General features: G+C 44.7%; 24 protein-coding genes and 1 other annotated feature. Of the genes, 7 read left to right on the plus strand and 17 right to left on the minus strand.

The genetic code is table 11. The features are described 5' to 3' along the window. Positions 1–169: 169 nt before the first annotated feature. Positions 170–1543 (minus strand): magnesium transporter, encoded by a 1374-nt coding sequence (gene mgtE / locus MHZ95_RS03135; protein ID WP_239389034.1) that lies wholly within the window; start codon positions 1541–1543, stop codon positions 170–172. A gap of 188 nt (positions 1544–1731) precedes the next feature. Here mgtE and prpE point away from each other — a divergent pair, with 188 nt between their 5' ends. Continuing rightward, positions 1732–2472, plus strand: a complete 741-nt coding sequence (gene prpE, locus MHZ95_RS03140) for a bis(5'-nucleosyl)-tetraphosphatase PrpE (RefSeq protein WP_239389035.1) — start codon at positions 1732–1734, stop codon at positions 2470–2472. On the opposite strand, the gene MHZ95_RS03145 is transcribed toward prpE, so the two are convergent. Genes MHZ95_RS03145 through MHZ95_RS03160 form a run of 4 tightly spaced genes read right to left on the minus strand, consistent with a single transcriptional unit; the run spans position 2456 to position 5254 of the window. Beyond that, entirely contained in the window at positions 2456–3472 is a 1017-nt protein-coding gene (locus MHZ95_RS03145) for an RluA family pseudouridine synthase (RefSeq protein WP_370642874.1), read from the minus strand. The two genes, prpE and MHZ95_RS03145, sit on opposite strands and share 17 nt — an antisense overlap. Then, entirely contained in the window at positions 3369–4172 is an 804-nt protein-coding gene (locus tag MHZ95_RS03150) for an NAD kinase (RefSeq protein ID WP_239389036.1), read from the minus strand. Before MHZ95_RS03150 ends, MHZ95_RS03145 begins: the two co-directional genes overlap by 104 nt. Positions 4173–4177: 5 nt before the next feature. Further along, on the minus strand, positions 4178–4846 hold the full coding sequence (gene yjbM, locus MHZ95_RS03155) for a GTP diphosphokinase (RefSeq protein ID WP_255726532.1): 669 nt from the start codon (positions 4844–4846) through the stop codon (positions 4178–4180). Positions 4847–4864: 18 nt separating this feature from the next. Further along, complete coding sequence (locus MHZ95_RS03160) at positions 4865–5254, minus strand: UPF0738 family protein (protein ID WP_239389037.1); 390 nt, start codon at positions 5252–5254, stop codon at positions 4865–4867. Positions 5255–5452: 198 nt separating this feature from the next. Here MHZ95_RS03160 and MHZ95_RS03165 point away from each other — a divergent pair, with 198 nt between their 5' ends. From MHZ95_RS03165 to MHZ95_RS03175, 3 genes are all read left to right on the plus strand, one after another. After that, positions 5453–6091: a lytic transglycosylase domain-containing protein gene (locus MHZ95_RS03165; protein WP_239389038.1), complete on the plus strand. Its 639-nt coding sequence runs from the start codon at positions 5453–5455 to the stop codon at positions 6089–6091. 103 nt (positions 6092–6194) lie between these two features. Next, positions 6195–6590, plus strand: coding sequence for a globin domain-containing protein (locus MHZ95_RS03170; protein WP_239389039.1), 396 nt, complete (start codon positions 6195–6197; stop codon positions 6588–6590). Continuing rightward, positions 6587–7393 carry a DsbA family protein gene (locus MHZ95_RS03175; RefSeq protein WP_239389040.1) on the plus strand — a complete coding sequence of 269 codons (807 nt, stop codon included), beginning with the start codon at positions 6587–6589 and terminating at the stop codon, positions 7391–7393. The genes MHZ95_RS03170 and MHZ95_RS03175 overlap by 4 nt, the downstream gene beginning before the upstream one ends. Before the next feature lie 392 nt (positions 7394–7785). Here the strand turns inward: MHZ95_RS03175 and pepF are convergent, their stop codons facing one another. From pepF to spxA, 4 genes are all read right to left on the minus strand, one after another. Further along, entirely contained in the window at positions 7786–9606 is a 1821-nt protein-coding gene (gene pepF, locus MHZ95_RS03180; protein WP_239389041.1) for an oligoendopeptidase F, read from the minus strand. 50 nt (positions 9607–9656) lie between these two features. After that, positions 9657–10802: a competence protein CoiA gene (locus tag MHZ95_RS03185; protein ID WP_370642889.1), complete on the minus strand. Its 1146-nt coding sequence runs from the start codon at positions 10800–10802 to the stop codon at positions 9657–9659. Between the two features lie 144 nt (positions 10803–10946). After that, positions 10947–11606, minus strand: coding sequence for an adaptor protein MecA (gene mecA / locus MHZ95_RS03190; RefSeq protein WP_239389042.1), 660 nt, complete (start codon positions 11604–11606; stop codon positions 10947–10949). A gap of 251 nt (positions 11607–11857) precedes the next feature. Continuing rightward, positions 11858–12253, minus strand: a complete 396-nt coding sequence (spxA, locus tag MHZ95_RS03195) for a transcriptional regulator SpxA (RefSeq protein WP_186669618.1) — start codon at positions 12251–12253, stop codon at positions 11858–11860. 472 nt (positions 12254–12725) lie between these two features. Then, positions 12726–12971, plus strand: a binding site (T-box leader). Between the two features lie 57 nt (positions 12972–13028). On the opposite strand from spxA, the gene trpS reads away from it, so the two are divergent. Continuing rightward, on the plus strand, positions 13029–14015 hold the full coding sequence (gene trpS, locus MHZ95_RS03200) for a tryptophan--tRNA ligase (protein WP_239389043.1): 987 nt from the start codon (positions 13029–13031) through the stop codon (positions 14013–14015). On the opposite strand, the gene MHZ95_RS21050 is transcribed toward trpS, so the two are convergent. The 3 genes from MHZ95_RS21050 to MHZ95_RS03210 all read right to left on the minus strand — a co-directional run bounded on the left by MHZ95_RS21050 (position 13966) and on the right by MHZ95_RS03210 (position 16841). Continuing rightward, the gene (locus MHZ95_RS21050) at positions 13966–14190 is read right to left on the minus strand and encodes a YuzI family membrane protein (protein ID WP_483315923.1); all 225 of its coding nucleotides are present in this window, start codon (positions 14188–14190) and stop codon (positions 13966–13968) included. The two genes, trpS and MHZ95_RS21050, sit on opposite strands and share 50 nt — an antisense overlap. Before the next feature lie 406 nt (positions 14191–14596). After that, positions 14597–15832, minus strand: a complete 1236-nt coding sequence (fabF, locus tag MHZ95_RS03205) for a beta-ketoacyl-ACP synthase II (RefSeq protein ID WP_239389044.1) — start codon at positions 15830–15832, stop codon at positions 14597–14599. Positions 15833–15908: 76 nt separating this feature from the next. After that, entirely contained in the window at positions 15909–16841 is a 933-nt protein-coding gene (locus MHZ95_RS03210; protein WP_239389045.1) for a beta-ketoacyl-ACP synthase III, read from the minus strand. A gap of 186 nt (positions 16842–17027) precedes the next feature. On the opposite strand from MHZ95_RS03210, the gene MHZ95_RS03215 reads away from it, so the two are divergent. Continuing rightward, positions 17028–17210: a DUF2929 family protein gene (locus MHZ95_RS03215; RefSeq protein WP_239389046.1), complete on the plus strand. Its 183-nt coding sequence runs from the start codon at positions 17028–17030 to the stop codon at positions 17208–17210. Between the two features lie 59 nt (positions 17211–17269). Here MHZ95_RS03215 and MHZ95_RS03220 read toward each other — a convergent pair whose 3' ends face one another. The 5 genes from MHZ95_RS03220 to MHZ95_RS03240 all read right to left on the minus strand — a co-directional run bounded on the left by MHZ95_RS03220 (position 17270) and on the right by MHZ95_RS03240 (position 23470). After that, positions 17270–19018: a methyl-accepting chemotaxis protein gene (locus MHZ95_RS03220; protein WP_239389047.1), complete on the minus strand. Its 1749-nt coding sequence runs from the start codon at positions 19016–19018 to the stop codon at positions 17270–17272. A gap of 121 nt (positions 19019–19139) precedes the next feature. Then, the gene (locus tag MHZ95_RS03225) at positions 19140–21275 is read right to left on the minus strand and encodes an ATP-dependent Clp protease ATP-binding subunit (protein ID WP_239389196.1); all 2136 of its coding nucleotides are present in this window, start codon (positions 21273–21275) and stop codon (positions 19140–19142) included. A 396-nt stretch (positions 21276–21671) separates the two neighbouring features. Continuing rightward, positions 21672–22157 carry a ribonuclease E activity regulator RraA gene (rraA, locus tag MHZ95_RS03230; RefSeq protein WP_239389048.1) on the minus strand — a complete coding sequence of 162 codons (486 nt, stop codon included), beginning with the start codon at positions 22155–22157 and terminating at the stop codon, positions 21672–21674. A 173-nt stretch (positions 22158–22330) separates the two neighbouring features. Beyond that, a complete protein-coding gene (locus tag MHZ95_RS03235) occupies positions 22331–22639 on the minus strand; it encodes a metal-sulfur cluster assembly factor (protein ID WP_239389049.1) in 309 nt (102 codons plus the stop codon). A gap of 51 nt (positions 22640–22690) precedes the next feature. Continuing rightward, positions 22691–23470 carry a prolyl oligopeptidase family serine peptidase gene (locus MHZ95_RS03240; RefSeq protein ID WP_370642875.1) on the minus strand — a complete coding sequence of 260 codons (780 nt, stop codon included), beginning with the start codon at positions 23468–23470 and terminating at the stop codon, positions 22691–22693. Between the two features lie 131 nt (positions 23471–23601). On the opposite strand from MHZ95_RS03240, the gene MHZ95_RS03245 reads away from it, so the two are divergent. Next, positions 23602–24414, plus strand: a complete 813-nt coding sequence (locus MHZ95_RS03245; RefSeq protein ID WP_239389051.1) for a Cof-type HAD-IIB family hydrolase — start codon at positions 23602–23604, stop codon at positions 24412–24414. Positions 24415–24425 lie beyond the last annotated feature (11 nt).

The following is a 24425-nucleotide window of genomic DNA, read 5'->3' on the forward strand; positions in this document are numbered from 1 at the left end:
CTACAGAAATGAGTAGGGCGCCGTCTAGATGCGACAGGCATAAGTCAATCTAGCGTATTGGTGCTTTTTGCCACATAGCTAGATTGCTTATGACCTGAGCATCTGGCGCCCGGAGCTGGACAATTGAAATATAGAGCGCACCTGCTGAATGAAAAAAGCTTTCATCGGTTTATAGATCACCGATGAAAGCTGTTGCGAGACCAAGATAGATAATAATACTGATGACGTCATTCAATGTTGTGATAAAAGGGCCCGATGCGACTGCCGGGTCAATTTTCATCTTATGCATGAACAACGGAATAAAGGAGCCCGAGATGGTTGCAACAAAGATGGAAACGAGAATGGCCGCTCCAACGAGAAGACCGATGATAAATTCATGTTTCCATACATAGATCAGTCCGACAACGAATATGGCGCACAATATACCCGTAATCAGACCGGTTCCCGCTTCACGTAACAGTAGCTTGAATTTACTCTCATCTTCCACGTCACGAGTGGCAATCCCACGCACTGCAACAGCGAGGGCTTGCGTCCCACTATTCCCCGCTGTCCCCGCAATCAGGGGGATGAAGGCGGCCAACAAAGCCACTTTCGAGATCGTTTCCGTAAACAAATCAATTAAATTAGCAGTCAGCATGCCGAGCACTAATAGAATCAACAGCCACGGCAATCTCTTTTTAGCCGCGGAAAAAGAGTTTTTATCGAACGTGTCCATATTGGAAACAGCGGCAAGTTTCGAGTAGTCATCAGACGCCTCTTCATCAAGGACATCGATAATATCATCGACCGTTATGATGCCAAGGATATGTTGTTGAAAATCGACAACGGGAACGGCAAGGAAATTATAGTCTTTGATCATGCGTGCAACTTCTTCTTGATCTTCTGAAACGAGTACACGCACAACACGTTCGTTCATAATTGAACTGATTAACGTATCCTCATCCGCGATGATCAAATCCCTTAAGGAGACGACCCCCGTTAGTCGATTATCGTCATCCACAACAAACACATAATAAATCGTTTCCGCGCCTGGTGCCTCATTCCGCAAAATGGTCATGCCGGAACGAACCGTCGAGTTTTGTGGAACCGTTACATATTCCGTTGTCATGATGGAACCGGCTGTGTACTCCTCATAATGAAGCAGGGCTTTAATTTCAGTCGCGGCATTTTTATCCATTAATGTTAAATAACTAACAACCTGTGTTTTATCAAGTTCCTTCAGGACATCTACCGCGTTATCGACGAACATATAGGAAATCATGTCCGCTGCATACGTCGTGTCCATCTCCTGAAGGAACTGCTTGTATTCATCCGCATCGATTTCACTTGTCTCGAAAATCTCCGCAAGTTCTTTAGGTGATAAATACTGGTAAATCTTTTTTCGCAACTCGGGTTCGACCTTCTCGTAGAATATAGCCCGATCATATGGATGAAGGAGTAGATATTCTTCCCTGAAAGTTCGTATATCCTGATGGAGAAGTGTCTCTTTCAGCTTTTCTTCATCGAGATTATTTTCCTCTTTGTATTCTTCATTTTCGTACATAACTACACCCTCTTTCTTCACTGGATTCAACCAGGACTAGGCCTTCAGCTTATGGGGTATGGGTGGATGTTGATATCCTTACGCTATTTTACGCTGCGGCTGAATCAATCCCAACTCTGCATCTCCACATCATTTCAGGGTAATCTATAGCTATAGAAAACACAATCGATGAAAGGATGAGAGCGGATATGAAATTTGATATTATCGGCGACATTCATGGCTGTTACCAAGAATTCGTATCGTTAAGTGAAAAGCTCGGCTATACGATGGAAACCGGTTTACCGGTGCATCCCGACGGCAGAAAGCTCGTTTTCGTCGGAGACGCGATGGATCGGGGACCGGAATCCCTCAACATGTTGCGATTGCTTTTCAAGATGCAGGATGCAGGTATACTTCAATATTCCCCGGGAAATCATTGCAATAAACTTTATCGCTATGCGAAAGGGAATAACGTAAAACTGGCCCATGGATTGGAAACGACGGTAGCTGAAATCGATGCACTACCTGCGATGGAACGGATCTCTTTTTTAAATCGCTACCGTCAATTTTACGAAGCGCTCCCCTTATATCTGATGTTAGATGATAACAAGCTTATCGTGTCACATGCAGGGATCCTTGCCAATATGATTGGTGCACCTTACTCGGAAAAAATACGCGTTTTTGTCCTCTACGGCGATATCACCGGCAAGAAATTACCAGATGGAAGACCCGTCAGGCGTGATTGGGCCAAACATTATAAAGGCGACGCTTGGATTGTCTATGGCCATACGCCTGTAAAAGAAGCACGCTTTGTCAATCATACCGTCAATGTAGATACCGGTTGTGTGTTTGGCGGAAAACTAACTGCATTACGATTTCCTGAAATGGAAGTTATATCCACAACTTCTTTACAGCCATTCATTGAAGAGAAATTTACAACGTTTGGCTGATCATGTATTGCATATCGAAAGGAAGATCACTGTTAAAAAGTTGATAGGTCCCTGTTAGCGGATTGGTGAAACCGAGCGTTGCACAGTGCAAAGCTTGACGTCCGATCATTTCAGTTGATCCGCCATAGAGATCATCTCCGCTTAATGGATGCCCTTTCCACTGCATATGCACACGGATCTGATGCGTCCTCCCCGTGTGAAGGACAAGCTTGACCAATGCGAAGTTCTGTCCATTTCGTTGCAATCGTCGAAGGACTTCAACATCGGTCCGGGCGTATTGCCCATCTTGACGCACGACCCGCTCAATGATACTGCCTTCTTTCCGTCCGAGCGGCTGATTGATCACAAAACGATCTAGTTCGGGCCACCCTTCAACAACGGCATTGTACTCGCGATGAAATCCGGAAGCCATCATCTGCTCGCTTAACAGATGATGGATATGCCGGTTTTTAGCGATGCATAGAAGTCCTGACGTATCCCGATCCAGCCGCGTAACAACATGGACCGTAGCCGGAAGTCGTTCACGAGCAAATTTGCCGGCTACAAGATTGGCAACTGTGCCTGTCGGATGGTCACGGGATGGAATTGTGCTTTGTCCGGCAGGTTTGTCCACAATGATAAATGCCTCATCTTCATAGAGAATGGCTAATTCTCCCTCTTCCGCCCGCAATCCCGCACTTGGTTGCTCGGGGGGAAAATGGACGACTACAAGATCGCCTATTTGCAATGGATGCCGGACATTCCGTTCAATCCCATTCACCGAAATATGTCCACCTTCATATTTCGTCGCAGTCAATGTTCTCCTGGAAATGCCTTTCGCATGTAGAAATTCACGTAACAGGACATCGCCTTCCTCCACATGGAATGTCATCTGGAATCGCTGATCTTGCCCGTCCTTATTCATCATCGCTGTCGATAAATGAATCTTGGACGCGTTTCCAGAATGGGAATGGGCGAAAACGTGCAAAACGGACCCTTTCATCCGCCACCGTGTACTCAATCGATTTCACATCTTTGTGGAGTAGCTGCAAATGATCGATGGTCACCATGAAGTCAGGACTATTCACCGGCGTGAGCACGCATTTATGATGATCCGGCAATACGAGTGGCGAGCCAACTGTACGAAACACCCGATTGTTAATGGACGCCATTTCAGTTAATTGAAAGGCCATGAGGGAAGGATGAATAATGGCTCCCCCAAGCGCTTTATTGTATGCAGTCGAGCCGGAAGGTGTGGAAGCACAAAGCCCATCGCCCCGGAACCGTTCAAAAAGTCCTCCATTCAATTCTACGTCCATGACAAGTGTCACCTCAGGAGACTTGACGGTCGACTCATTCAACGCAAGATACTTTGCACTTTCTTTCGTATTTTGATAGTTAATGGTCACCTCAAGCAGCGGATATTCGATCACATTGAATTCCATCCGGGCAATGGAAATGACCAGCTTCTCCAACTCTTCGGGCTTCCAGTCTGCATAAAACCCAAGGTGTCCCGTATGGATGCCGACAAATGATGTGTCTTGCAAACGATGCTGATACTTATGGAATGCATGCAATAATGTGCCGTCCCCGCCGATTGACAGGACGATTTCCGGTTCCCTTTCATCGAAAACGAGACCGAAATCTTGTAAATAGTTTTTCGCTTCGTCCATTAGCCGATTCGATAATGCATCATTCCTCGATTGTATGGCAAACCTCATACTCATTACCTCTTTTTCCGTTTCTTTTTCTCGTAACTTCTTGTGGCTGTTTCTTTAAACGCACTGAAATACTGTTGTGCATCTCGAATTTCATCGCGGATTTGCGACATTTCTTCATCGAGTTGAAAAGCTGCTTCAGCCGCCCGTTCCAGCCGATGCCTAATTTCATCCGGCATTTCGCCTTCATACTTATAGTTTAAGGAATGTTCGATGGATGCCCAGAAGTTCATCGCCAACGTCCGGATCTGGATTTCCGCCAAAATCGATATTTCTCCATGAATCGTCTGGACCGGATAATTGATGATCATATGATAAGAACGGTATCCACTCGGTTTTTTATTCGAAATATAGTCCCGATCTTCGACGATTTCAAGATCTTTTCGCTCGCGCAATGTCTCGACTACCTTTTCGATATCATCCACAAATTGACACATGATCCGTACACCTGCAATATCAGGCAATTCTGCAGCAAGTTCGGCTGATGGCTCAAATGGAATGCCTTTTTCAAGTGTACGATCATAAATACTCGCCAACGGCTTCACTCTGCCCGTTACAAACTCAACCGGTGTATGTACATCTTCCAGCTCATACTGAGCACGCAACCCTTTCAATTTCACTTTCAATTCATCTACCGCTTGTTTGTATGGTGCAAGAAATTGATTCCACTGCCTCATCCGAATCCCTCCTAGCTGTTATTCCGCGTTTTGAAGTATTGAACTGAATGTTTGTTCAACAGCTGTCGAGAAGCTTTGCCCGTAATTATCATTGCCCTCAATATTGAAAATCAACATCGTCAGCTCTTCCTTGAAACCGTTCAATGTCACTTCCCCGTCGTTCCATGAAAGAACCGGATCTACATCCGTTTTCAAAGCCTCCACCATCATCGGCCAAACCGCTTGCGGAAAATGATAATAGACATAGCCATCCTCCGCATCAAATAAATAGACAAATGAAAATGCATCGGTATCCGTGATCATTTTTCCCGCTGGCTTCCCTTCAGGTGCCTTCGTCTTTTCCGCTACTATAAAATGGACGTGATTTCCATTCAAAATTCCCTGATCGATTTGATTTAAGTTGCTCACAATCTCTTCTTCCCTTCACCTGTCATTACGTTTAGTCTACCATATGATGCGCGCCCTTGCAGTTTAGAAAATGCGTTTTTCAGTGGAAATTGGTATAATGGAGATGCGGAATCGCTTGACCTGATCAAACGCTTGAAGCAGAAAGGAATGTTTGTCATCGATACGCGTACAATTCGCACTTTGATGGAGCTCAACGCGATGCAATCTTTTGGAGCCGTCCAGTCATACGCGGGGTCAAACGCAACCTCTTCTTCCATGTTCAATGTCATGCTTGAAGAGCTCTTAGGGAACTCCACTATCACGGACACCTTATCCTCATCGTACAACGGACAGCATACAGCGCTTGAAAGCTTGCATTATACTGGTAGTCAACAAGTATTTTTACCCATCTCCTTGCAAACTGCTCTCACGGCGACAACGGAAACCAAAAGCGGTTCAGCTTCGATAGGACAAAGCGCCATCGGAAGCTATGAAACCATTATTCGGCAAGCTGCTGAAAAATATGGGATTCCTGACAAACTGATCGCCGCGGTCATTAGACAGGAGTCGAATTTCAATAATCATGTAGTCAGTCGTGCTGGAGCACAAGGACTCATGCAACTTATGCCAGGAACAGCCAAGTTCCTCGGTGTAGCAGATAGTTTCGACCCAGCCCAGAACATTATGGGCGGGACTAAATATTTAAGACAAATGCTTGATCAGTTTGGTGGAGATATTCAATTAGCACTTGCCGCCTATAATGCGGGACCCGGTAATGTTAAAAAATATGGAGGGATTCCTCCCTTTAAAGAAACAGAGCAATATGTCAGCAAAGTGCTAAACTACTATCGGATTTAGATTTTCTTAACCATCTTGCAATGGATGTCCAAGCGGTTTATTTGTGAAAATCCCGACAGGTTGGTAGAATGTCCATACAGTCAGAACAAAGGAGATTGACATGATGATGCGAAAACCTTTGATCCCTTATGAGGAGATCGGTGCTGAGAAATTATCGGAACTCATCGACCTGTTTTATGAAAAAGTGGCCGTACACCCGGACCTGTATCCGATTTTCCCGAAAGACCTGACAGAAACAGCACGTAAACAAAAACAATTTCAAACCCAATATTTAGGTGGACCCAATTTATATACAGAAGAACATGGTCACCCTATGATGAAAGCCCGTCATATGCCTTTCCCGATTTCTCCGGTTCAAGCGGAGGCATGGCTTGCCTGTATGGCCGAGGCGATGGATGAAGTCGGACTAGAAGGGAAATTTCGTGAGACGTATTACAAACGCCTCGTCTTAACTGCTCATCATATGGTGAACAGAAGCGGGGAGGAGAAGTATACGTGAACAAGCGAACGCTATTGGAAAATCCAATCAGTCCTTCAACGTTAACTAGACCCATTGAATTATATGTATTTCTTGACCCACTCTGTGGGGATTGCTGGTCAATCCAACCACTCCTTCGAAAATTGCAAGTTGAATATGAGCGCTATTTTACACTTCGGATCGCCCTGCGCTCTTCTTTACCGACCATGAATTCAAAATGTACGCAAAAAGTGGAAGATGCGCTCGCTTGCGAACGAACACATCCCACTTTTCCTTCGATCGCTGTCAAAGCGGCTGAATTCCAAGGTAAGCGAGCAGGGTTTCGTTTTTTGAGCAAAATGTTGGAATATTCCTTTTTAAAATCTCGCGACGTGACGTCTTTTTCCGTACTCGTCGAAATTGCTCAAAAGGTCAACCTTGATGTTGATGAATTCATTCGTGATTTTCCATCCAAAAATGTCTTGCGTTCCTTGCAGGTTGACTTGTATATGTCAAAAGAAATGGAAGTTGAACAGTCTCCTACATTTGTATTTTTCAATGAGAATATAGAAGATGAAGGTTTAAAAGTGAGCGGCCTTTATGGATACGAAGTATACGAACAAATTTTAGAGGAATTGCTGGATGCAGCGATCATTCCTGACTTACCGCCTTCCCTCGAAGATTTGTTCCAACGTTTCGATACGCTGACAACAGCGGAAATCGCAGATATTTATAATCTTCCTGAACGATCCGCAGAACGCGAACTGAAAAAACGCCTGCTCCAACAACATGTTGAAAGAATGACCATTGAAGACATTACATTATGGCGGAAAAAGCAAAAATAATATTATAAAAAAACTTCCTCACTCAAAAATCGGTGAGGAAGTTTTTTTGTGATATGTATGTTTATGCTTTAAAATCGGGAATTCCTTCAGCCTGAAACAGAAAAGAGCATCCGACTCCTGGGGGGGAGTGGATGCTCTTTTACAAAGGGAATGGGAGAAATGTTCACGTTCAAACAAAAGGGGTGTATGTTTGGTATGTGATTTATTTCACATCCTTACTTTATCACAAAATAATAGTTGCATCAACTTTTCACAAGGAATTTCACATGACTGTCACAAAAAGCGTTTACATTTGGAGAATCATTCCTCTTTCTGTCGTTTTATAACCAAACTTGACGAAAAAGGGGCCGGTCCGTCACGTATGACAGTCGGCCCCTTTTCGCAACCAGCGATTATTTGTTCAATAGAAGTGATTCAAGTTCGTTTAATTTCTCTTCAAAGACTCGGCAGGCTTCTTCAATCGGCGCAACGCTCGTCATATCTACACCCGCTTTTTTCAGTACTTCGATCGGATAATCGGATGAACCGGCTTTCAGGAAGTAATTGATGTACCGGTCGACTGCCGGCTTCCCTTCCGTCAAGATTTGATTGCTAAGAGAAACGGCTGCACTATAGCCCGTCGCATACTGATACACATAATAGTTATAGTAGAAATGCGGGATTCGAGCCCATTCGAGTCCAATCTCTTCGTCAACAACCAAATCCTCCCCAAAATATTTCTTGTTCAGGGCATAATACTCTTCTGTCAACTTTTCAGCCGTTAAAGGAATTCCTTGTTGGTCAAGCTCGTGGATTTTATGTTCGAATTCCGCAAACATCGTTTGGCGGAAAACCGTACCTCGGAATCCGTCCAACCAATTATTTAACAGATAAATCCGCTTCTGCTCATCATCGATTGTTTTCAATAAATGGTCATTCAACAGAGCCTCATTCACCGTAGAAGCCACTTCCGCGACAAAGATGGAATAACCGCTATAAATGAATGGCTGTGTTTTTCTAGAGTAATAACTGTGTACACTATGCCCAAATTCATGGGCGAGCGTAAAGAGGTTATTTACATTGTCTTGCCAATTCATCAGGATATACGGGTTTGTTCCATATGTGCCAGAAGAATAAGCGCCGGAACGTTTCCCTTTGTTTTCACGGACATCGACCCAACGGTTTTCCAGCCCTTCTTTCACGATGGATACATATTCCTCACCTAATGGATGGAAACTATCCAACATGGTCTTCGTCGCTTCTTCATACGTGATTTCCATATTGACATCTTGAACGAGCGGGGCATATAAATCCCACATATGCAACTCTTCTAATTCGAACATCTTTTTCCGAAGCGCTACATACCGTTGCAGCAGATGGACATTGTTATTAATCGTCGCGACCAGGTTATCATACACTTGTTCAGGAATATGATTGTTGGACATTGCCGCTTCCCGCGCAGATGCATAGTTCCGGATGCGCGCGTTGACATTATTCCCTTTGACATTGCCTGACAGCGTGGTAGCGAATGTATTTTTGAATTCTCCGTACTTGGAATACATGGCCATAAAAGCATCTTCGCGAACTCGACGATCATCACTTTCCAAGAAGCGGATATAACGGCCATGCGATAATTCAACTTCTTCCCCGTTTTCATCTTTGACAGATGGGAATGTTAAGTCTGCATTGTTCAACATGCTGAACGTTGCCGAAGCATTACTCGTCACTTCTGATAGTTGCGCGATTAAAGCTTCTTGCTCCGCTGGCAATACATGCGGTCGTTGTGTATTGACCTCTTCAAATTCCTGTTTATAAAGTTTTAACTCATCATATTCCTCGACGAATTTATCCAATTCATCTTCATCGATGGCCAAGAGCTCTGGAAGGAAATAAGACAGGGCTGTCGATACTTTTACGTAGAGTGATTTGATACGGCTATCCATGGCCTGATAAAAGCTATTTGTCGTATCCTGGTCGCTCTTCAAGTGCGCATACGTATAAAGTCTGCGCAGTCTCTCAGACAAGTTATCACGATACGTTAAGGCTTCAAAAAGAGCCTCTGCTCCCTGATGAAGCGTCCCTTTATAGGATTCAGCGTTCTTTGCAAGTTCCTCCACTTCGGCATACTCTTTTTCCCACACCTCATCTGTTGCAAAGATATCTTCCAAGCGCCATGTTTCCTCCACTTTTACTTCGTCACGGGCTAATACTTTCTTATTCGTTTCAGTTGACATGTATTATCTCCCTTCACTTTTATTTCGGATAACGAATCAGTCTTATTTTCTCAATTTTCATTTCCCTTTGCAAGGAATCTCTTCGATATAAATGCATGTAGGCATTTCTCGTCGATGTCGCCATGATAACGGAATGGGTCAATACCGACAGCGTGAAGGAAATCACGATAGGCTAAACAGGCATACTCTTTCCTTTCGGATGTCTGATTCGTTCTGGCGAGATACTTTCTAACATGCACTTGTGACAAATTATTTAAACTGACTCCATGCCGTCTCATATAATAATGCAATGCCAATTGCCATTCACAATCATGTTCCCGGAATGCATCACTTCCTCTCACTGGCACGCCGATCCATAACGGAAGTTCGGTTGGTACAAGACGCAATTCATAACAGATGCGTAAAAAAGAATCGCGGATCCCTTTCCGATTCAATAATATGCGCGATTGTAAAAATTGATCGCGCATCGATAAATAGATTGTCGTATATTTTTGTAAATCTTCTACAGTTGGTGTTTTTGGACGTGCAAAGGGAAAGATTTGAAGCGAACTCGATAAAGTTCGATGAATGCCGATATGGCGATTTCCTACTACGTGGAATAGACTACTGTAATAATGGAAGCGTTCTGTTTGGGGATGATACGTCAGAAGGACACGACCTTCAGGGGAACGACGGGTCAAAAAATGTTCTTCGAAATGGGACAAATGAAAAATACCAACACCTTGTGGAAGGCCAATAAATTTTTCGGGCGTACGTAAGATCCAAACCGGGTCCATTCCTATGCTCCGGTAGCCCGCTGAGCGGGATTCCATATCAGCGACAGGGATTGTACTGCATTGGAATTCGATAGGGATTCGCTTATTTCCACTATTGACAAGCAGATCTGGACGTTGGGCCAACATTTTGAAATAAGGTTCAAGTTCAACATGGTCCGCATGTTTTTGAAAAAATAAATACAATTGCTGCTTCCCTTGGAGATGATCTTTGGACTCTCCTTCAGAAAAGAAACTTGGACAGGCTTCATTTTTCTTATGCGCGAAATGAGGTGTCACGATCTCTCCAATTTTCAATTGAACCGGTTTCTTACACTGCGGACAATAAAAGCTCTGGGATTGTCGCCACTTTTTCAATTGCTCCTTCCGAAGCGCTTTCGTAAGAACAATCAGTTTTCCTTCTTTTGTTTTAGCTGTGAGTATGAAAGCTCCCTCCCTTCATTTTTATTTTACGAATTTTCCAACCGCAAATCAACTTTCTACATCCAGAACAAAAGCGCAGGGCGCCTGCCTAGACAACCAAAAAAACAGCCACCCTTGAGGTAGCTGTCCGCAATTCTGTCTATATTATGCTGAAAAATAAGCTTGAATTTTTGAAAAGACGTCCTCATCCATAATCAGAGTACCGTACTCTCTTATACGATGAATCGTCATATTGGACGGTGTACCGAACTCAGATAGTACACTGTATAGATCGGATTTTCTTGCGTTTTTCATCACTTCGTCATCGTATTCCAAGTAAATATAGTATTTATCTTCATACGAATAGAGCGATGTCTTAGCCTCATAGTCAGCCGCTCGTACTGCCAACGGGATCAGATCGTCGAATTCGTTAAACACAAACATATTGTCGTTCCATTCAAATGCTCCCCTATCCATCGCCGACGTTGAATCTTCATCGTTTTCAAACAGTTCATCGTGATGTTGAAACAATTTCCTCGGATCGTCTACTCCAAATGGTGAATCTAATGGCTCGCCATCCTCGGATAGTTGTGCTCGTGTCACAGTTACTTCGATACCACCGCTCATTGCGTGCACTTGTATCCACAATGGACCTTCCGCCTCAAACTCGGCCTCATCATTGACTTCATCCATCATTTCCCAGAAAAGTTCCTCGCTTTTGTCGCGGTTATACCATACTTCTTCGCGGGTGAAGCCTCGCTCTTCAATATCCATATATGAAAGGAAAAACTTAACAGTATTTTCATTGATGCGCTCTATTTCCATCTCTATTCCTCTCCCTTCCTCCAGAACAAGTTTTACTTGTTTCTTTCAATGTTAGTAAACAACCTGCAATGCTTATTCTTACTATATGACCGTCGAACAGGATTTGAAAGGGTTCCGCCTGTTGACGTGTAATTTTGATAGTAATAGCATTGTAGAGAACATCCTTCAGGAAAGCAAGAGAAATACAAAAAGCCGATAGGTATAAGGCATTTTACAATGTCTGCTCCTATCAGCCCTACATTATTGTATGTTTAGTTTACCATGCGTCGTGCTTCAAGTAGCTGATAGGCTCTTACTTTTCTTGGTAGGAATCGACGAATCTCATCTTCATTATACCCTACCTGCAGCCTTTTTTCATCCAGAATGATTGGTCTTCTCAATAGACCCGGATGCTCTTGTATCAACTCATAAAGACGTTGTAATGGAAGACTTTCCACATCAACATTTAGCTTTTGGAATATTTTAGATCTTGTTGAAATGATTTCATCCGTACCATCTTCAGTCATACGAAGAATCTCTTTTATCTCATCAATATTCAATGGTTCAGAAAAAATATTTCGTTCTGTATATGGGATTTCATGCTCCTCCAACCATGCTTTTGCTTTTCTGCATGATGTACAGCTTGGTGAGGTAAATAGTGTAACCATCATATGCTGACACTTCCTTTCAGTCGGCTAAAATGTTTTGACAGCTATTTCTATAGATAAATTAGAATGATTTTAAACTATTTGTTCCTATTCCTATTATACACATATTCAGAAGCGATGAATACACTTTTTTCAAAAAAACTTACTTAATCATAGGGGATTGTCACAATTCCATAATATAATCGGCTTTTCTGAAGCATTTCGTTTTACGATTTCTTGTTCTTTACTGTTATACCCGAAGATTTAAATGTTTAAACATCTGATTTGTCAAATAAAAAAATTTCTCATTTAGAAACTATCTAATTGAAAAACGGAGTACACTATATAATACGTTTCAGACTCGAAAAAGGTTTCATCAAACTTAAAAAAAGTCCAGAAATCACACACTTTTCTGGACTTTCCATATTTATATTATAAAGCCGCCTCTTGCAATTTGGACATGACCATATTATAATTTTGGAAACAGTAGAGCGAATTGGCGTTGACGGAAAAAGTATGCCGATCATGATTCTTGCAGAGAGCCTGTGGTTGGTGCGAACAGGTGGGCAGATCGGAGGAAGTGGGTTCCTGAGCCTGACAGGTGAAGTAGTGGGAAATCATCCTATGAATGGATGATTTACAGAGTAGCTTGTCACGTCCCCCGCGTTACGGGATTTTAGAGTGGCCTTCGGGCAATTCGGGTGGTACCACGGTTGATCAAACATCAGTCGTCCCTTTCACAGGGGACAGCTGATGTTTTTTTTGTATTTAGAACACGAACATGGAGGAGATTTTTATGAAAACCATTTTTTCCGGCGTACAGCCGACCGGGGTTGTCACGCTTGGCAACTATATCGGGGCATTCCGCCAATTTACAGAACTGCAACATGAGTATGAATGTCTATTTTGTATTGTAGACCAACATGCAATTACCGTACAGCAAGATCCTGCCGAATTAGCAAAAACGATCCGCTCTCTCGCAGCGATTTATATCGCAAGTGGTATCGATCCGGAAAAAGCAGTGCTGTTCATCCAATCGGAAGTTCCCGCACATGCACAAGCCGGCTGGATGATGCAGAGCATTTCCTATATTGGTGAGCTTGAACGGATGACACAATTCAAAGACAAATCCGAAGGGCAGGAAGGTGTTTCAGCTGCTTTGCTCACCTATCCGCCGTTAATGGCTGCTGACATCCTGGTATATAATACGGATATCGTCCCTGTCGGCGAAGACCAAAGACAGCATTTGGAACTGACTCGTGATTTGGCGGAACGTTTCAACTCGAGATATGGAAATGTTTTAACAATCCCGGAAGCCCGGTTTCCGAAAAACGGTGCCCGTATCAAATCCCTCCAGGATCCACTGAAGAAAATGAGCAAGTCCGATCCGAATAAAAAAGGCACCATTTCTCTCCTTGATACTGCGAAGGAAATCGAAAAGAAAATTAAAAGTGCCGTCACCGATTCCGATGGCGTTGTAAAATATGATGTAGAAAATAAGCCGGGCGTTTCGAACTTGCTTACCATTGAATCCGCATTAAGTGGCGTATCGATTGATGATCTTGTTGTGAAATATGAAGGGTTAGGCTATGGCGCTTTCAAAGCCGGCGTCGCTGAAGCGGTCGTTGCACATTTAACACCGATTCAAGAAAAATATTATGAGTTACTTGAATCGCCTGTCCTTGATGAAATTCTCGATAAAGGTGCAGAGAAAGCCAATGCCATTGCATCCGTCACTGTCGCGAAAATGGAAGCCGCGATGGGACTCGGGCGTAGACGGTAAGGATCAGGATGCACGCAGCGATGATAAAAAGGGCAAAATCCGCTGTCTGAACAATATACCGGAAAATCTCATTCCACTCATATCCAAGTGCTCTGTAGTTGAAGTAGAAAATCATATTGGAGATCGTGATGACAATGAGTCCATAACTAATGAGAAATAGAAATGTGCGTGTCATTTTGCATCGTCCTTTGGATTTTTTACATTATATGAATGTTTAGCCCCCTTTTAGACGAAGGGGGCTTTAATCTGTTGTTAGGATTTGGTGCTCTTAGAATGAGCACTTGATTACAGGTATGAGCGCCTGATTCTTGCTTTGATCGCTGGATTGCTACTTTGAGCGCTTGTGTCCCGCTTTGATCGCTGGATTACTACTTTGAGCGCCAGTGGCCCGCTTTGATCACTTGATTGACACTTTGAGCGCCTGTGTCCCGCTTTGATCACTTGATTGACACTTTGAGCGCAAGTGTCTCCCTTTGAGCGCTTGATTGATACTTTGAGCGCCACGCTCTACCTATGACCCCGCCAAAAACGAGTGTCGGCAAAGTCAAATTACGACTTTGCCGACACTCGTTTTTTCTATCTTATAGTTTCTTAAAGACGATTGAAGCGTTATGGCCACCAAAGCCGAGTGAGTTACTCATGGCGTAGGTGATATCCGCTTTCCTTGCTTCGTTTACGACATAGTCGAGGTCGCAATCAGGGTCTGGATTAACATAGTTCATCGTCGGCGGCAAGATGCCTTCCTGCAATGCTTTCACTGTGAAGATCGCTTCCAATCCGCCGGCAGCTCCCAATAAGTGACCTGTCATCGATTTTGTCGAACTCATTGCCAGTTTGTAAGCATGTTCACCGAAGACGGTTTTAGCTGCCATCGTCTCGAATTGGTCGTTATACGGTGTGCTCGTTCCGTGGGCATTGATGTAATCGATTTGATCCGGCGTGATGCCGCCATCTGCGATTGCCTGTGCCATTGCACGTGCGCCGCCTTCTCCTCCAGGGGCTGGGGCTGTAATATGATGCGCATCTCCCGTGGAACCGTAACCGATCATTTCTGCGTAGATTTTCGCCCCACGTGCCACTGCATGCTCATATTCTTCAAGGATCAGGATTCCTGCCCCTTCCCCGATAACAAATCCGTCACGTTCCGCGTCGAACGGACGTGATGCTGTCGCTGGGTCCGGATTTAAAGATAGTGCTGTATTCGCACAGAATCCTGCAACTGACATCGTCGTGATTGGTGCTTCTGCGCCACCTGTGATCATGACGTCCGCTTCTCCGCGCCGAATCACTTCAAATGCATCCCCGATGGAATTCGTACCTGATGCACAAGCCGTTACCGTACAAGAGTTAATGCCTTTTGCTCCAAGATGAATCGATACTTGTCCTGACGCCATATCCGGAATCATCATTGGGACGAAAAACGGACTGACTCGGCGATAGCCTTTTTCAAGGAATGTTTTAAATTGTTGTTCATGTGTTTCCATTCCGCCGATTCCAGAACCGATCCAAACGCCGGTACGAAGAGCCAGCTCACCTTCCAATTCAAGTTCTGCATCTTTCATCGCCATAATTGAGGCGACGAGTGCATAATGCGTGAAGCGATCCATTTTACGTGCATCTTTACGCGGGATGTACGCTTCAATGTCAAAATCCTTCACTTCTGCAGCCACTTTTACAGGAAACTGTTCTTTATCAAGCCTTGTCAATGGACCGATGCCCGATTTGCCGGCCAAAACCGATTGCCATGATTCTTCCGCCGAGTTACCGACAGGAGAAATCGCACCGATTCCTGTTACAACTACACGTCGTTTTTCCATTCGCGAAAACTTCCCTTCTCTATTGAATAAAAATGATTCTAATTTTCCATGTTGAAACTTCATTTATTATAGCATGTCATTTTCCCCATTTGATACAAAGAGCGCCCCATGTCAGACCTCCGCCAAATCCAACGAGTACAATGATATCATCATCCTTGATCCGGCCTTCCGCTAAGTCATCGAAAAGCGAGATCGGGATAGATGCCGCAGATGTATTGCCATATTTATGGATCGTTTTGGACATCTTTTCAATCGGTAAGCCAAGGCGTTCCCGCGACGATTCCATAATTCTGATATTCGCTTGATGCGGGATTAAGAAATCGACATCTTCTTTTGTCAATCCTGCCTTCTCAATGACACTTTCAGCCGATTCGCCCATTTGACGGACCGCAAACTTGAACACTTCACGTCCGTTCATGTGGATGTACCGATCTTGATAAAGATGTTTACCGCCCGTTCCATCTGCACCAAGTTCGAATGACAGGATTCCCCGTCCTTCACTCACTTTACTAATGACAGCCGCGCCTGCGCCATCTCCGAAAAGAACTGCTGTATTGCGGTCTTCCCAGTCTGTCACTTTGGATAACTTCTCTACTCCCACAACTAGTACATAATCATATGTTCCCGCTTCAACAAAGTGCTTGGCTGTCACAGCACCGTACATGAATCCTGCACAAGCTGCTGAAACATCCATTGCCGCTGCATTTTTTGCACCGAGCCGTTCTTGGATCATTGTTGCAACAGAAGGAAACGGTTTATCCGGCGTAACGGTTGAAACAAGGATAAGTCCGATTTGTTCTGGTTTGATGCCTGCATTGTTCAGTGCATCTACTGCTGCGTTATATGCCATGTCGGATGTGTTGATGGACTCATCCGCAATATGCCTTTCTTCAATACCCGTCATCGTCCGAATCCATTCATCTGATGTATCCATACGTTTTTCAAGGTCCGCATTTGTCAAAATAGCTGGCGGCACGTATTTCCCAATGCCTATTAGTCCCGCGTTCATTCCACATCCCCCGTTCTTATCATCTAATATTAGTACCTGGTATTAATCATAAAAGAATTGCAACGATTTTTCAACCCACGGACACTTTTTCGCCAAATAAAGTGCCTTTGTCTGTTGAAAATGGTTTCTCCCACGTACGTGCTGTGATATGATGAACAGTGAAATAGTGATACAGAGGTGAAATCCATGCAATTCATCATGACGTTCATTTGGTCTTTCTTATTAATATCGATGTTGAACTATGTTTCAGGTTCAATTGCCAACGTATCTTTTGAATTTCTTCCCGGCGTAATTATTTCTCTAATTGTTTCTGTGTTTGTCTTTCTCGTCGGCGAATCATTTCCAGAAGGCGAAGTTGCAGATCATTAATAAGCGAAGAAAAAACCATCTCCTGCTGTCACGGAAGATGGTTTTTTTATCCTTTATTTTTAGTCAAATTTCTCTAAATCTTCACGAAGTGTCGCTGAAGAGTTATTAAGCAATTGAATCGTTTTGACGAGTAAATCGACAGAGTTCTGTTGGGTGGCCGAAGCATCCGCCACCGACTGTGTCCGTCCTGCATTTTCGGTTGCCAGGGACATCACTTCTTCCATCGAAGCCAACACTTCCTCAGAAGCGGCCGACATTTCCTCCGTCACAGCCGATACATCTTGAATTTCCTCGTTGACGTCCCGAACGGTATCGAGCACAGCTGCCAAATCATCGACAACTTGAATAACCGCTTTCGAGCCTTCCACCATTCCGGTAGCACTTGTCCCCATTTCAACCATCGCGCTAGAAGTCAATAATTGGAATGACGCCATTTCATCCCGGATCTGTTCTGCGGAGTGACGGGACATTTCTGCAAGCTTCCGCACATCCCCGGCAACGACTGCGAAGCCTTTCCCGGATTCCCCGGCACGCGCTGCCTCGATGGCTGCATTTAGCGCTAGTAGATTCGTCTGTTCTGCGATATCCGTGATCATGCCGACCATCTCTTCGATCGATTGGAATTTGGTGCCAATATTGCGCATAATCGTTTCGGATTTTTGGACAGTGACCTCCACATCTTTGATCTGATCGGCAACTTGTTGTGAATTTGCCACACTTGTGTCCACGAGACCTTCCATGACATCAGATGCTTCCGCAACTGCCGAGGCGGACTCCGCGATTCGCTGGATGCCGACAGCCATTTCTTCCACCGCTGTCAACACCTCCCGATTATTCGTCTCCTGCACCTCACTCGTTGTTGCAATTTGCGCCATACTACTTGTAATTTCATCATTCGAGCCACGTACATCATTGACCACTTGTGTCAATTCCTCCGCCACGGCGAGAAGTGATATGGCGGTTTTATTCACGTCCGTCATCAGTCCTTTCGTCTGAATCAAGGACTCTGTGAATGCTCCTTTAAAGGATGTGATTTCATTATTCCCTTTCGTTTGTACCGAAATGAGGGATTCCTCCGCTTTCGTCAAATGGCCTCCAGCAAATTCCGATGCGACGTGTTCCATCTCACCTAATGGACGGAGTGCGCGGCGGACAAACTGATTCATCAACAATAATGCAATGACAACAATGACTAAAATAATGCCGATATAAAGCGGCAAATTCGATTTCAATATTTCAGTACGAACTGCCCCAACCGAATCGGCTGCGATATCGACGCCGACAACTGCAATTCTCTCACCTTGTTCGTTATACAATGGTGCAAAGGCGGAGAGATAGCTGCCGTAATCCGGATCTTCGATAAGTGGGGCCGCATTCCCTTCCCCTTTTAGCGCACCCTTGATTGTTTCATATGTTGTAAATTCATGTGATTCACCGATCTGGATCGCATCTGCAGCATCCGGGTCCGCCGCGTCGATAAGAAATTGCACCGGTTCATCAGGCGAATCCGGTGCGGTCATTGTATAAAGAAACAGTACGCCACTCGACGTCTGCAATTCCTTCAACTCTGCACGAAGCTTCCAATACAATTCAGATTCCGTCATCTCATTCGTTACTTGTTCATACTCCGCAGCATTCAGTAAACTCGCAATATGTTGTGCTGTACTAATCCCTTGAAGGCTGATCGACTTCTGGACCGTCTTCGATGTGTTTAAAAATAAAATAATACCGATCGCTAGTAAAACAGCTACCATAGTCCCAACAACAAACAGCGTTATTTGCCGACTTAATGAAGCTCTTCCTTTCATCCGATCACTCTCCTTTTTCTAGTAGTCTATCTATTATCATAACGCGAAAACGATAGAATGCACATCTAAAATTGAGCAGAGCGTAAAAAAAGCATAGATCCTCAGACCTATGCGATTCCATTTATTCGTGATTGATTTTCAAACGATCCTCTTCCATTGTGAGAACAAGCTTGCCTTCTTGTCCCAAATCGCCTTTGATCAACTCTTTGGCGACAACGGTTTCGACATGTCGCTGGATAAAGCGTTTCAATGGACGCGCACCGAATTCGGCATCCGTCCCTTCTTTGACAATCCAGTCGAGCACATCATCTGTATAGACCAACTCCACTTCTTGCCCTTTCAGTCGCTTGACTAAGTCTTCGAGCATTTTCTTAGCGATCAGACGGAATGAATCCGCTTTTAGCGAGTGGAAGATAATAATATCATCCATCCGATTCAACAGCTCCGGTTTGAAATGGCGACGCAATTCAGCCATGACCAAATCTTCCGTTGCGTGATTCCCCGTCTCGTCCAGTCCTTGCAACAAGTATGCCGATCCGATATTCGACGTCATAATAATCACTGTATTCGTAAAGTTGACGAGTCTTCCTTGGCTATCCGTAATCCGCCCGTCATCGAGCACTTGCAATAAAATATTCGCGACATCGGGATGCGCTTTTTCAATTTCATCAAGAAGCACGACGGAATATGGATTGCGACGGACCGCTTCTGTCAATTGGCCGCCCTCTTCATAACCGATATACCCCGGAGGTGCACCGACCAATCTTGACACACTATGTTTCTCCATATACTCCGACATATCGATTCGGATAAAATGATCTTCCGAATCAAATAACGTAGCAGCAAGCGTCTTCGCGAGTTCCGTTTTCCCGACGCCTGTAGGTCCTAAAAACAAGAACGAACCGATCGGCTTATCGGGATCTTTAATCCCTGCACGTGCACGCCAAACCGCTTCCGTCACCAATTGCACCGCATCCTCTTGCCCGATGACACGCTCTTCCAATGTTTCACGCAGACGGAGCAATTTTTCACGTTCGCCTTCAACGAGTTTCGTCACCGGAATACCTGTCCAACGCGCTACAATTGTCGCAATTTCCTCTTCTGTCACCTCTTCACGAAGGAGGCGGCTCTCCCGGCCATCTACGAGTGGGGCTTCCAATTCAGCCAACTCTTTCTCAAGCGCCGGGATTTTCCCGTAACTGAGTTCCGCCGCCTTATTCAAATCGAAACGATTTTCGGCTTCCTCCAGTTCACGTCGATACCGATCGAGCTGCTCCCTTTTTTCCTGAATGCCGCGCAACGTCGATTTTTCAGCATCCCATTGCTCCCGCATCCCTTCGGAAGACTCTTTCAGTTCTTTCAACTCATCGCGCAACGCTTCCAGGCGTGTTTGACTGACCGCATCCTTTTCCTTGCGCAATGCCTGTTCTTCAATTTCCAGCTGCATGATGCGACGTGTCACAGCATCGAGTTCCTGTGGCATCGAGTCGATTTCCGTCCGGATCATTGCACTCGCTTCATCGATCAAGTCAATCGCCTTATCCGGCAAAAACCGTTCCGTCAAGTAACGATCAGACAACGTCGACGCCGCAACGATTGCCCGGTCGTGAATCCGGACCCCATGGTGAAGTTCGAACCGTTCTTTCAGCCCCCGCAAAATCGACACCGTATCCTCCACGGACGGTTCGCGAACGAGTACCTGCTGGAAGCGGCGTTCAAGCGCGGGATCTTTTTCAATATACATGCGATACTCATCGAGCGTCGTTGCTCCGATACAATAGAGCTCCCCACGAGCGAGCATCGGTTTCAACATATTCCCCGCATCCATCGCCCCTTCGGTTTTCCCCGCACCGACAATCGTATGGATTTCATCGATGAAAAGAATGATTTCACCGTCGCTATCCTTCACTTGCTTCAGAACGCCTTTCAAGCGCTCCTCGAACTCCCCGCGGTATTTCGCCCCGGCAATCAATGCACTCATATCCAATTCGAAAATTCGCCGGTCTTTTAATCCTTCCGGCACATCGCCTTTGACAATCCGCTGGGCTAGCCCTTCTACAATCGCTGTCTTCCCGACACCGGGTTCCCCGATAAGCACCGGATTATTTTTCGTCTTTCTTGATAAAATCCGGATGACATTACGAATTTCTTCATCCCGTCCAATGACCGGATCCATTTTCCCTTTTTTCACTTCTTCCACAAGATTGCGCCCAAATTGTTCAAGTGGCGCTTGTTGCTCTTCCTGTTGACCAGCCATTCTCATAGACACTCACCTTCCAATAAGTTTGACTTTGACTATCTTTGATTAATAGAATTGTAAGATGATTTTTCATCAAAGTAAAGAATTTTGTTTATCCTTTATATCAATTACGCCTCGGCGTAATTGCGTCCAGATTTTGAATTGAGCAAAGCTCAATTCACTCCTTTCAAAATCTGTGACATCCGCGGGCCTGCACGATGCAGGTCATGCAACCGTTGCCGCAGGACGCGGCGAACTTAGGTTGCCTTCCATTCTTCGTTCAGCGGCGTTTGAATACCCGCTGAACAGGTAAACAAAACCGCATTTTTCTCGCTATCTATAGAGGTGGGAATCCTCCGCTGAATGAAGATAAAAAAATCCCTTCGGAAAGGGTATACCCTTTCCGAAGAGTTATCATTCACCAATTAATGGACGTGGAGCGACGATGACACCGTCTTCATCCGCGTACACATAATGATTCGGCACCCATTCGACATCCCCGAAGTTTAATGGAATATCGGTGCTTCCTTTCCCATTTTTCACACTTCTCAACGGGTTGCTGCCAATTGCCAAGACACCGATATTTTGTTGTGCTATTTCTGCAGTATCCCGGACACATCCGTAAATGATCACGCCTGCAAGCTTGCGGGTTTGCGCAATATCTCCCAAGTTGTCACCCATCAATGCACATCTTCTGGAACCGCCCCCATCCACGACGAGGACGCTCCCTTCTGGGATTTGCTGCAAAGCTTCTTTCACCAACACATTATCTTCCAATACTTTGACAGTCGCAATCGGCCCTGAAAACTTTTTATTTTTCCCATAGGATTTGAATTCCACCGTGCAGATTTGTACCTCATTCGCAAAATCATCACATAGATCAGCTGTTGTAAAAGCCATCATTCCCACTCCCAATTCACATTTTTCTACTCTCTAACCTCATTCGACAAAATTCTGAAAACCCTTCTTTATTTTGAAATAAAAATGGAATTGCAGGGATACATATTCCTTCAACACAACAAAAAAAGCTGTATGACTCGTCAATCAGTCATACAGCTCACAGGTATTTTCTGTTATCTGACGCCTAGCGCCATTTTAGCATAGCGGGACATATTATCTCGTGACCAAGGCGGATTCCATACGATGTTGACATCCACGTCTTTCACTTCCGGGAGTTCCATCAGTTCTTGTTTGATGTTCGCGACGATTTGCGGTCCCATCGGGCAGCCCATTGATGTCAATGTCATTGTGACGATCGCTTTGCCTTCCTCGTCCAGTTCTGCGTCATAGACAAGTCCCAAGTTGACGATGTCCACACCAAGTTCCGGGTCGATGACATTTTCCAGCGCACCCATCATGCTTTCTTTCATATCGTTACTCATTTTCATCCCTCTTTCCGTTCATATGTTATCCCCATCATAACAGAGTTCAGCTCATTCATTCAAATGACGTGCAAACCAGTCTGCCGACTGTAACATGCCTGCTCTTGAAACGGCATGTCCCGCAGTGTCTTCCGAGACAAACGCAATCCGCTCAGGTACGTGTGCATAGTCTTTTTTGACAGCTTCGTAAAAATTGTAGGTCGGCTGAAATGGAACGACGGTATCCTGTTGGCCATGCCAGAAATAGATTGGTCTTTGCTTCAATGCGGCAGCCCGTTTCGTCAGATCGAATGTCCCGAGTGTTTCTAGCAGGTTCTTCCTTTCCTCATCCGTAATAGGCAATGTAAAGCCCCGGCGTTCAAATTGTGCCATTTGCGCTTTGCAAAGTTGGACATAACCCGGCGCGCCCATCATAATGGTGGCCACGTCGATCCAATCATATACGGACAGGCAACCGAGTGTCGTGATGCCACCCATCGACGTACCGCCCACTCCGAGTTTTTCCGTCTTCCAGATTCCCCGTCTACCAAGTTCTTCTTGCAAAAATTTCACTTCTTCAATCGACGTCAAAACGATTTCCCAAAAGCGGAGGCTCAATTGCACTTCATCCAGATCCTCACTTCTTGCACCATGCAAAAGCGCATCTGGCAATAAAACACGAAGCCCTTTCTTTGCCATATTATATGCATAATGCAGATTATGCTCCTTGGCACTTGTAAAACCATGCAGGAAAATAACGACAGGCACTTCTTTGTCCGCGAATTGTTCTTCTACAATATGTAATAATGGGATTGCTCCCCATTGCTCATCCGTAACAATCAAGACACACACACCTTTATCTTTTCACTAGAGCGTACCAAAGTTTTTCTAAAAAAACAAAAAGGAAGCCCCCTCTATTGGCCTTTTTTTGACTTGGATTATCACTTAACGCTACACTATATACTAGAGAAGGAGGCGTTTTTTTGAAGCCACATTTAATCGTACTTGATTTGGACGGTACTTTACTCACCGATGAAAAAGTCATCTCGGAAAAAACGATACAAACCTTAAAAAAAGCAGAAGAGCAAGGCCACCATATAATGATTGCCACCGGTAGACCTTATCGGGCAAGCGAGGTTTATTATCGACAACTCGGACTCCGGACGCCGATCGTCAATTTCAACGGGGCTTTTGTCCACCATCCGACTGATCCATCATGGAAGACGATCCATGAACCGATTTCACTTCCCATCGTCAACGATGTCGTTGATGCAATGCAACAATTCTCATTCCATAATATTGTCGCAGAAGTGATGGATGATGTGTATATGCATTACCATGACGAGAAACTGCTCGATATTTTCGGGTTTGGCGATCCGACAATCAGAGAAGGGGATATCCGCCAATTTTTGAAAGAGAATCCGACAAGTTTACTTATTCAAGCGGATGCCGAGTACGTTGATCCGATCCGACGCCATCTTGGGGAAGTGCATGCAGAAGCGATCGATCATCGACGTTGGGGTGCACCGTGGCATGTCATCGAAATCGTCCGTCACGGGCTGAATAAAGCGGTCGGCATTTCACATGTTTCCAAGTGGATGGATATTCCTACAGAAAGAATCATCGCATTTGGCGACGAAGACAATGATCTGGAAATGATTGATTATGCAGGAGTAGGTGTCGCGATGGGGAATGCGATCGATCGACTGAAATCGATTGCGAATGAAGTGACTGAAACGAATAATGAAGATGGCATTGCACGGGTACTTGAAGAACGGTTGCGCTTAAAAAAATAATTAATTTTTAA

The sequence above is a fragment of the Sporosarcina sp. ACRSM genome, assembly GCF_022346545.1.
Taxonomy (GTDB): domain Bacteria; phylum Bacillota; class Bacilli; order Bacillales_A; family Planococcaceae; genus Sporosarcina.

What these genes read in the sequence shown, in the direction of transcription:
- MHZ95_RS03150 (WP_239389036.1), bottom strand. Translation starts at nt 4,172, where the DNA reads ATGAGGTTTGCCATACAATCGAGGAATGATGCATTATCGAATCGGCTA.
- MHZ95_RS03220 (WP_239389047.1), bottom strand. Translation starts at nt 19,018, where the DNA reads ATGAAAGGAAGAGCTTCATTAAGTCGGCAAATAACGCTGTTTGTTGTT.
- yjbM (WP_255726532.1), bottom strand. Translation starts at nt 4,846, where the DNA reads ATGAGGCAGTGGAATCAATTTCTTGCACCATACAAACAAGCGGTAGAT.
- MHZ95_RS21050 (WP_483315923.1), bottom strand. Translation starts at nt 14,190, where the DNA reads ATGACACGCACATTTCTATTTCTCATTAGTTATGGACTCATTGTCATC.
- MHZ95_RS03225 (WP_239389196.1), bottom strand. Translation starts at nt 21,275, where the DNA reads ATGGCTGGTCAACAGGAAGAGCAACAAGCGCCACTTGAACAATTTGGG.
- MHZ95_RS03235 (WP_239389049.1), bottom strand. Translation starts at nt 22,639, where the DNA reads ATGAGTAACGATATGAAAGAAAGCATGATGGGTGCGCTGGAAAATGTC.
- mgtE (WP_239389034.1), bottom strand. Translation starts at nt 1,543, where the DNA reads ATGTACGAAAATGAAGAATACAAAGAGGAAAATAATCTCGATGAAGAA.
- MHZ95_RS03210 (WP_239389045.1), bottom strand. Translation starts at nt 16,841, where the DNA reads ATGAACGCGGGACTAATAGGCATTGGGAAATACGTGCCGCCAGCTATT.
- spxA (WP_186669618.1), bottom strand. Translation starts at nt 12,253, where the DNA reads ATGGTTACACTATTTACCTCACCAAGCTGTACATCATGCAGAAAAGCA.
- fabF (WP_239389044.1), bottom strand. Translation starts at nt 15,832, where the DNA reads ATGGAAAAACGACGTGTAGTTGTAACAGGAATCGGTGCGATTTCTCCT.
- trpS (WP_239389043.1), top strand. Translation starts at nt 13,029, where the DNA reads ATGAAAACCATTTTTTCCGGCGTACAGCCGACCGGGGTTGTCACGCTT.
- MHZ95_RS03215 (WP_239389046.1), top strand. Translation starts at nt 17,028, where the DNA reads ATGCAATTCATCATGACGTTCATTTGGTCTTTCTTATTAATATCGATG.
- mecA (WP_239389042.1), bottom strand. Translation starts at nt 11,606, where the DNA reads ATGGAAATAGAGCGCATCAATGAAAATACTGTTAAGTTTTTCCTTTCA.
- pepF (WP_239389041.1), bottom strand. Translation starts at nt 9,606, where the DNA reads ATGTCAACTGAAACGAATAAGAAAGTATTAGCCCGTGACGAAGTAAAA.
- prpE (WP_239389035.1), top strand. Translation starts at nt 1,732, where the DNA reads ATGAAATTTGATATTATCGGCGACATTCATGGCTGTTACCAAGAATTC.
- rraA (WP_239389048.1), bottom strand. Translation starts at nt 22,157, where the DNA reads ATGGCTTTTACAACAGCTGATCTATGTGATGATTTTGCGAATGAGGTA.
- MHZ95_RS03165 (WP_239389038.1), top strand. Translation starts at nt 5,453, where the DNA reads ATGCAATCTTTTGGAGCCGTCCAGTCATACGCGGGGTCAAACGCAACC.
- MHZ95_RS03170 (WP_239389039.1), top strand. Translation starts at nt 6,195, where the DNA reads ATGATGCGAAAACCTTTGATCCCTTATGAGGAGATCGGTGCTGAGAAA.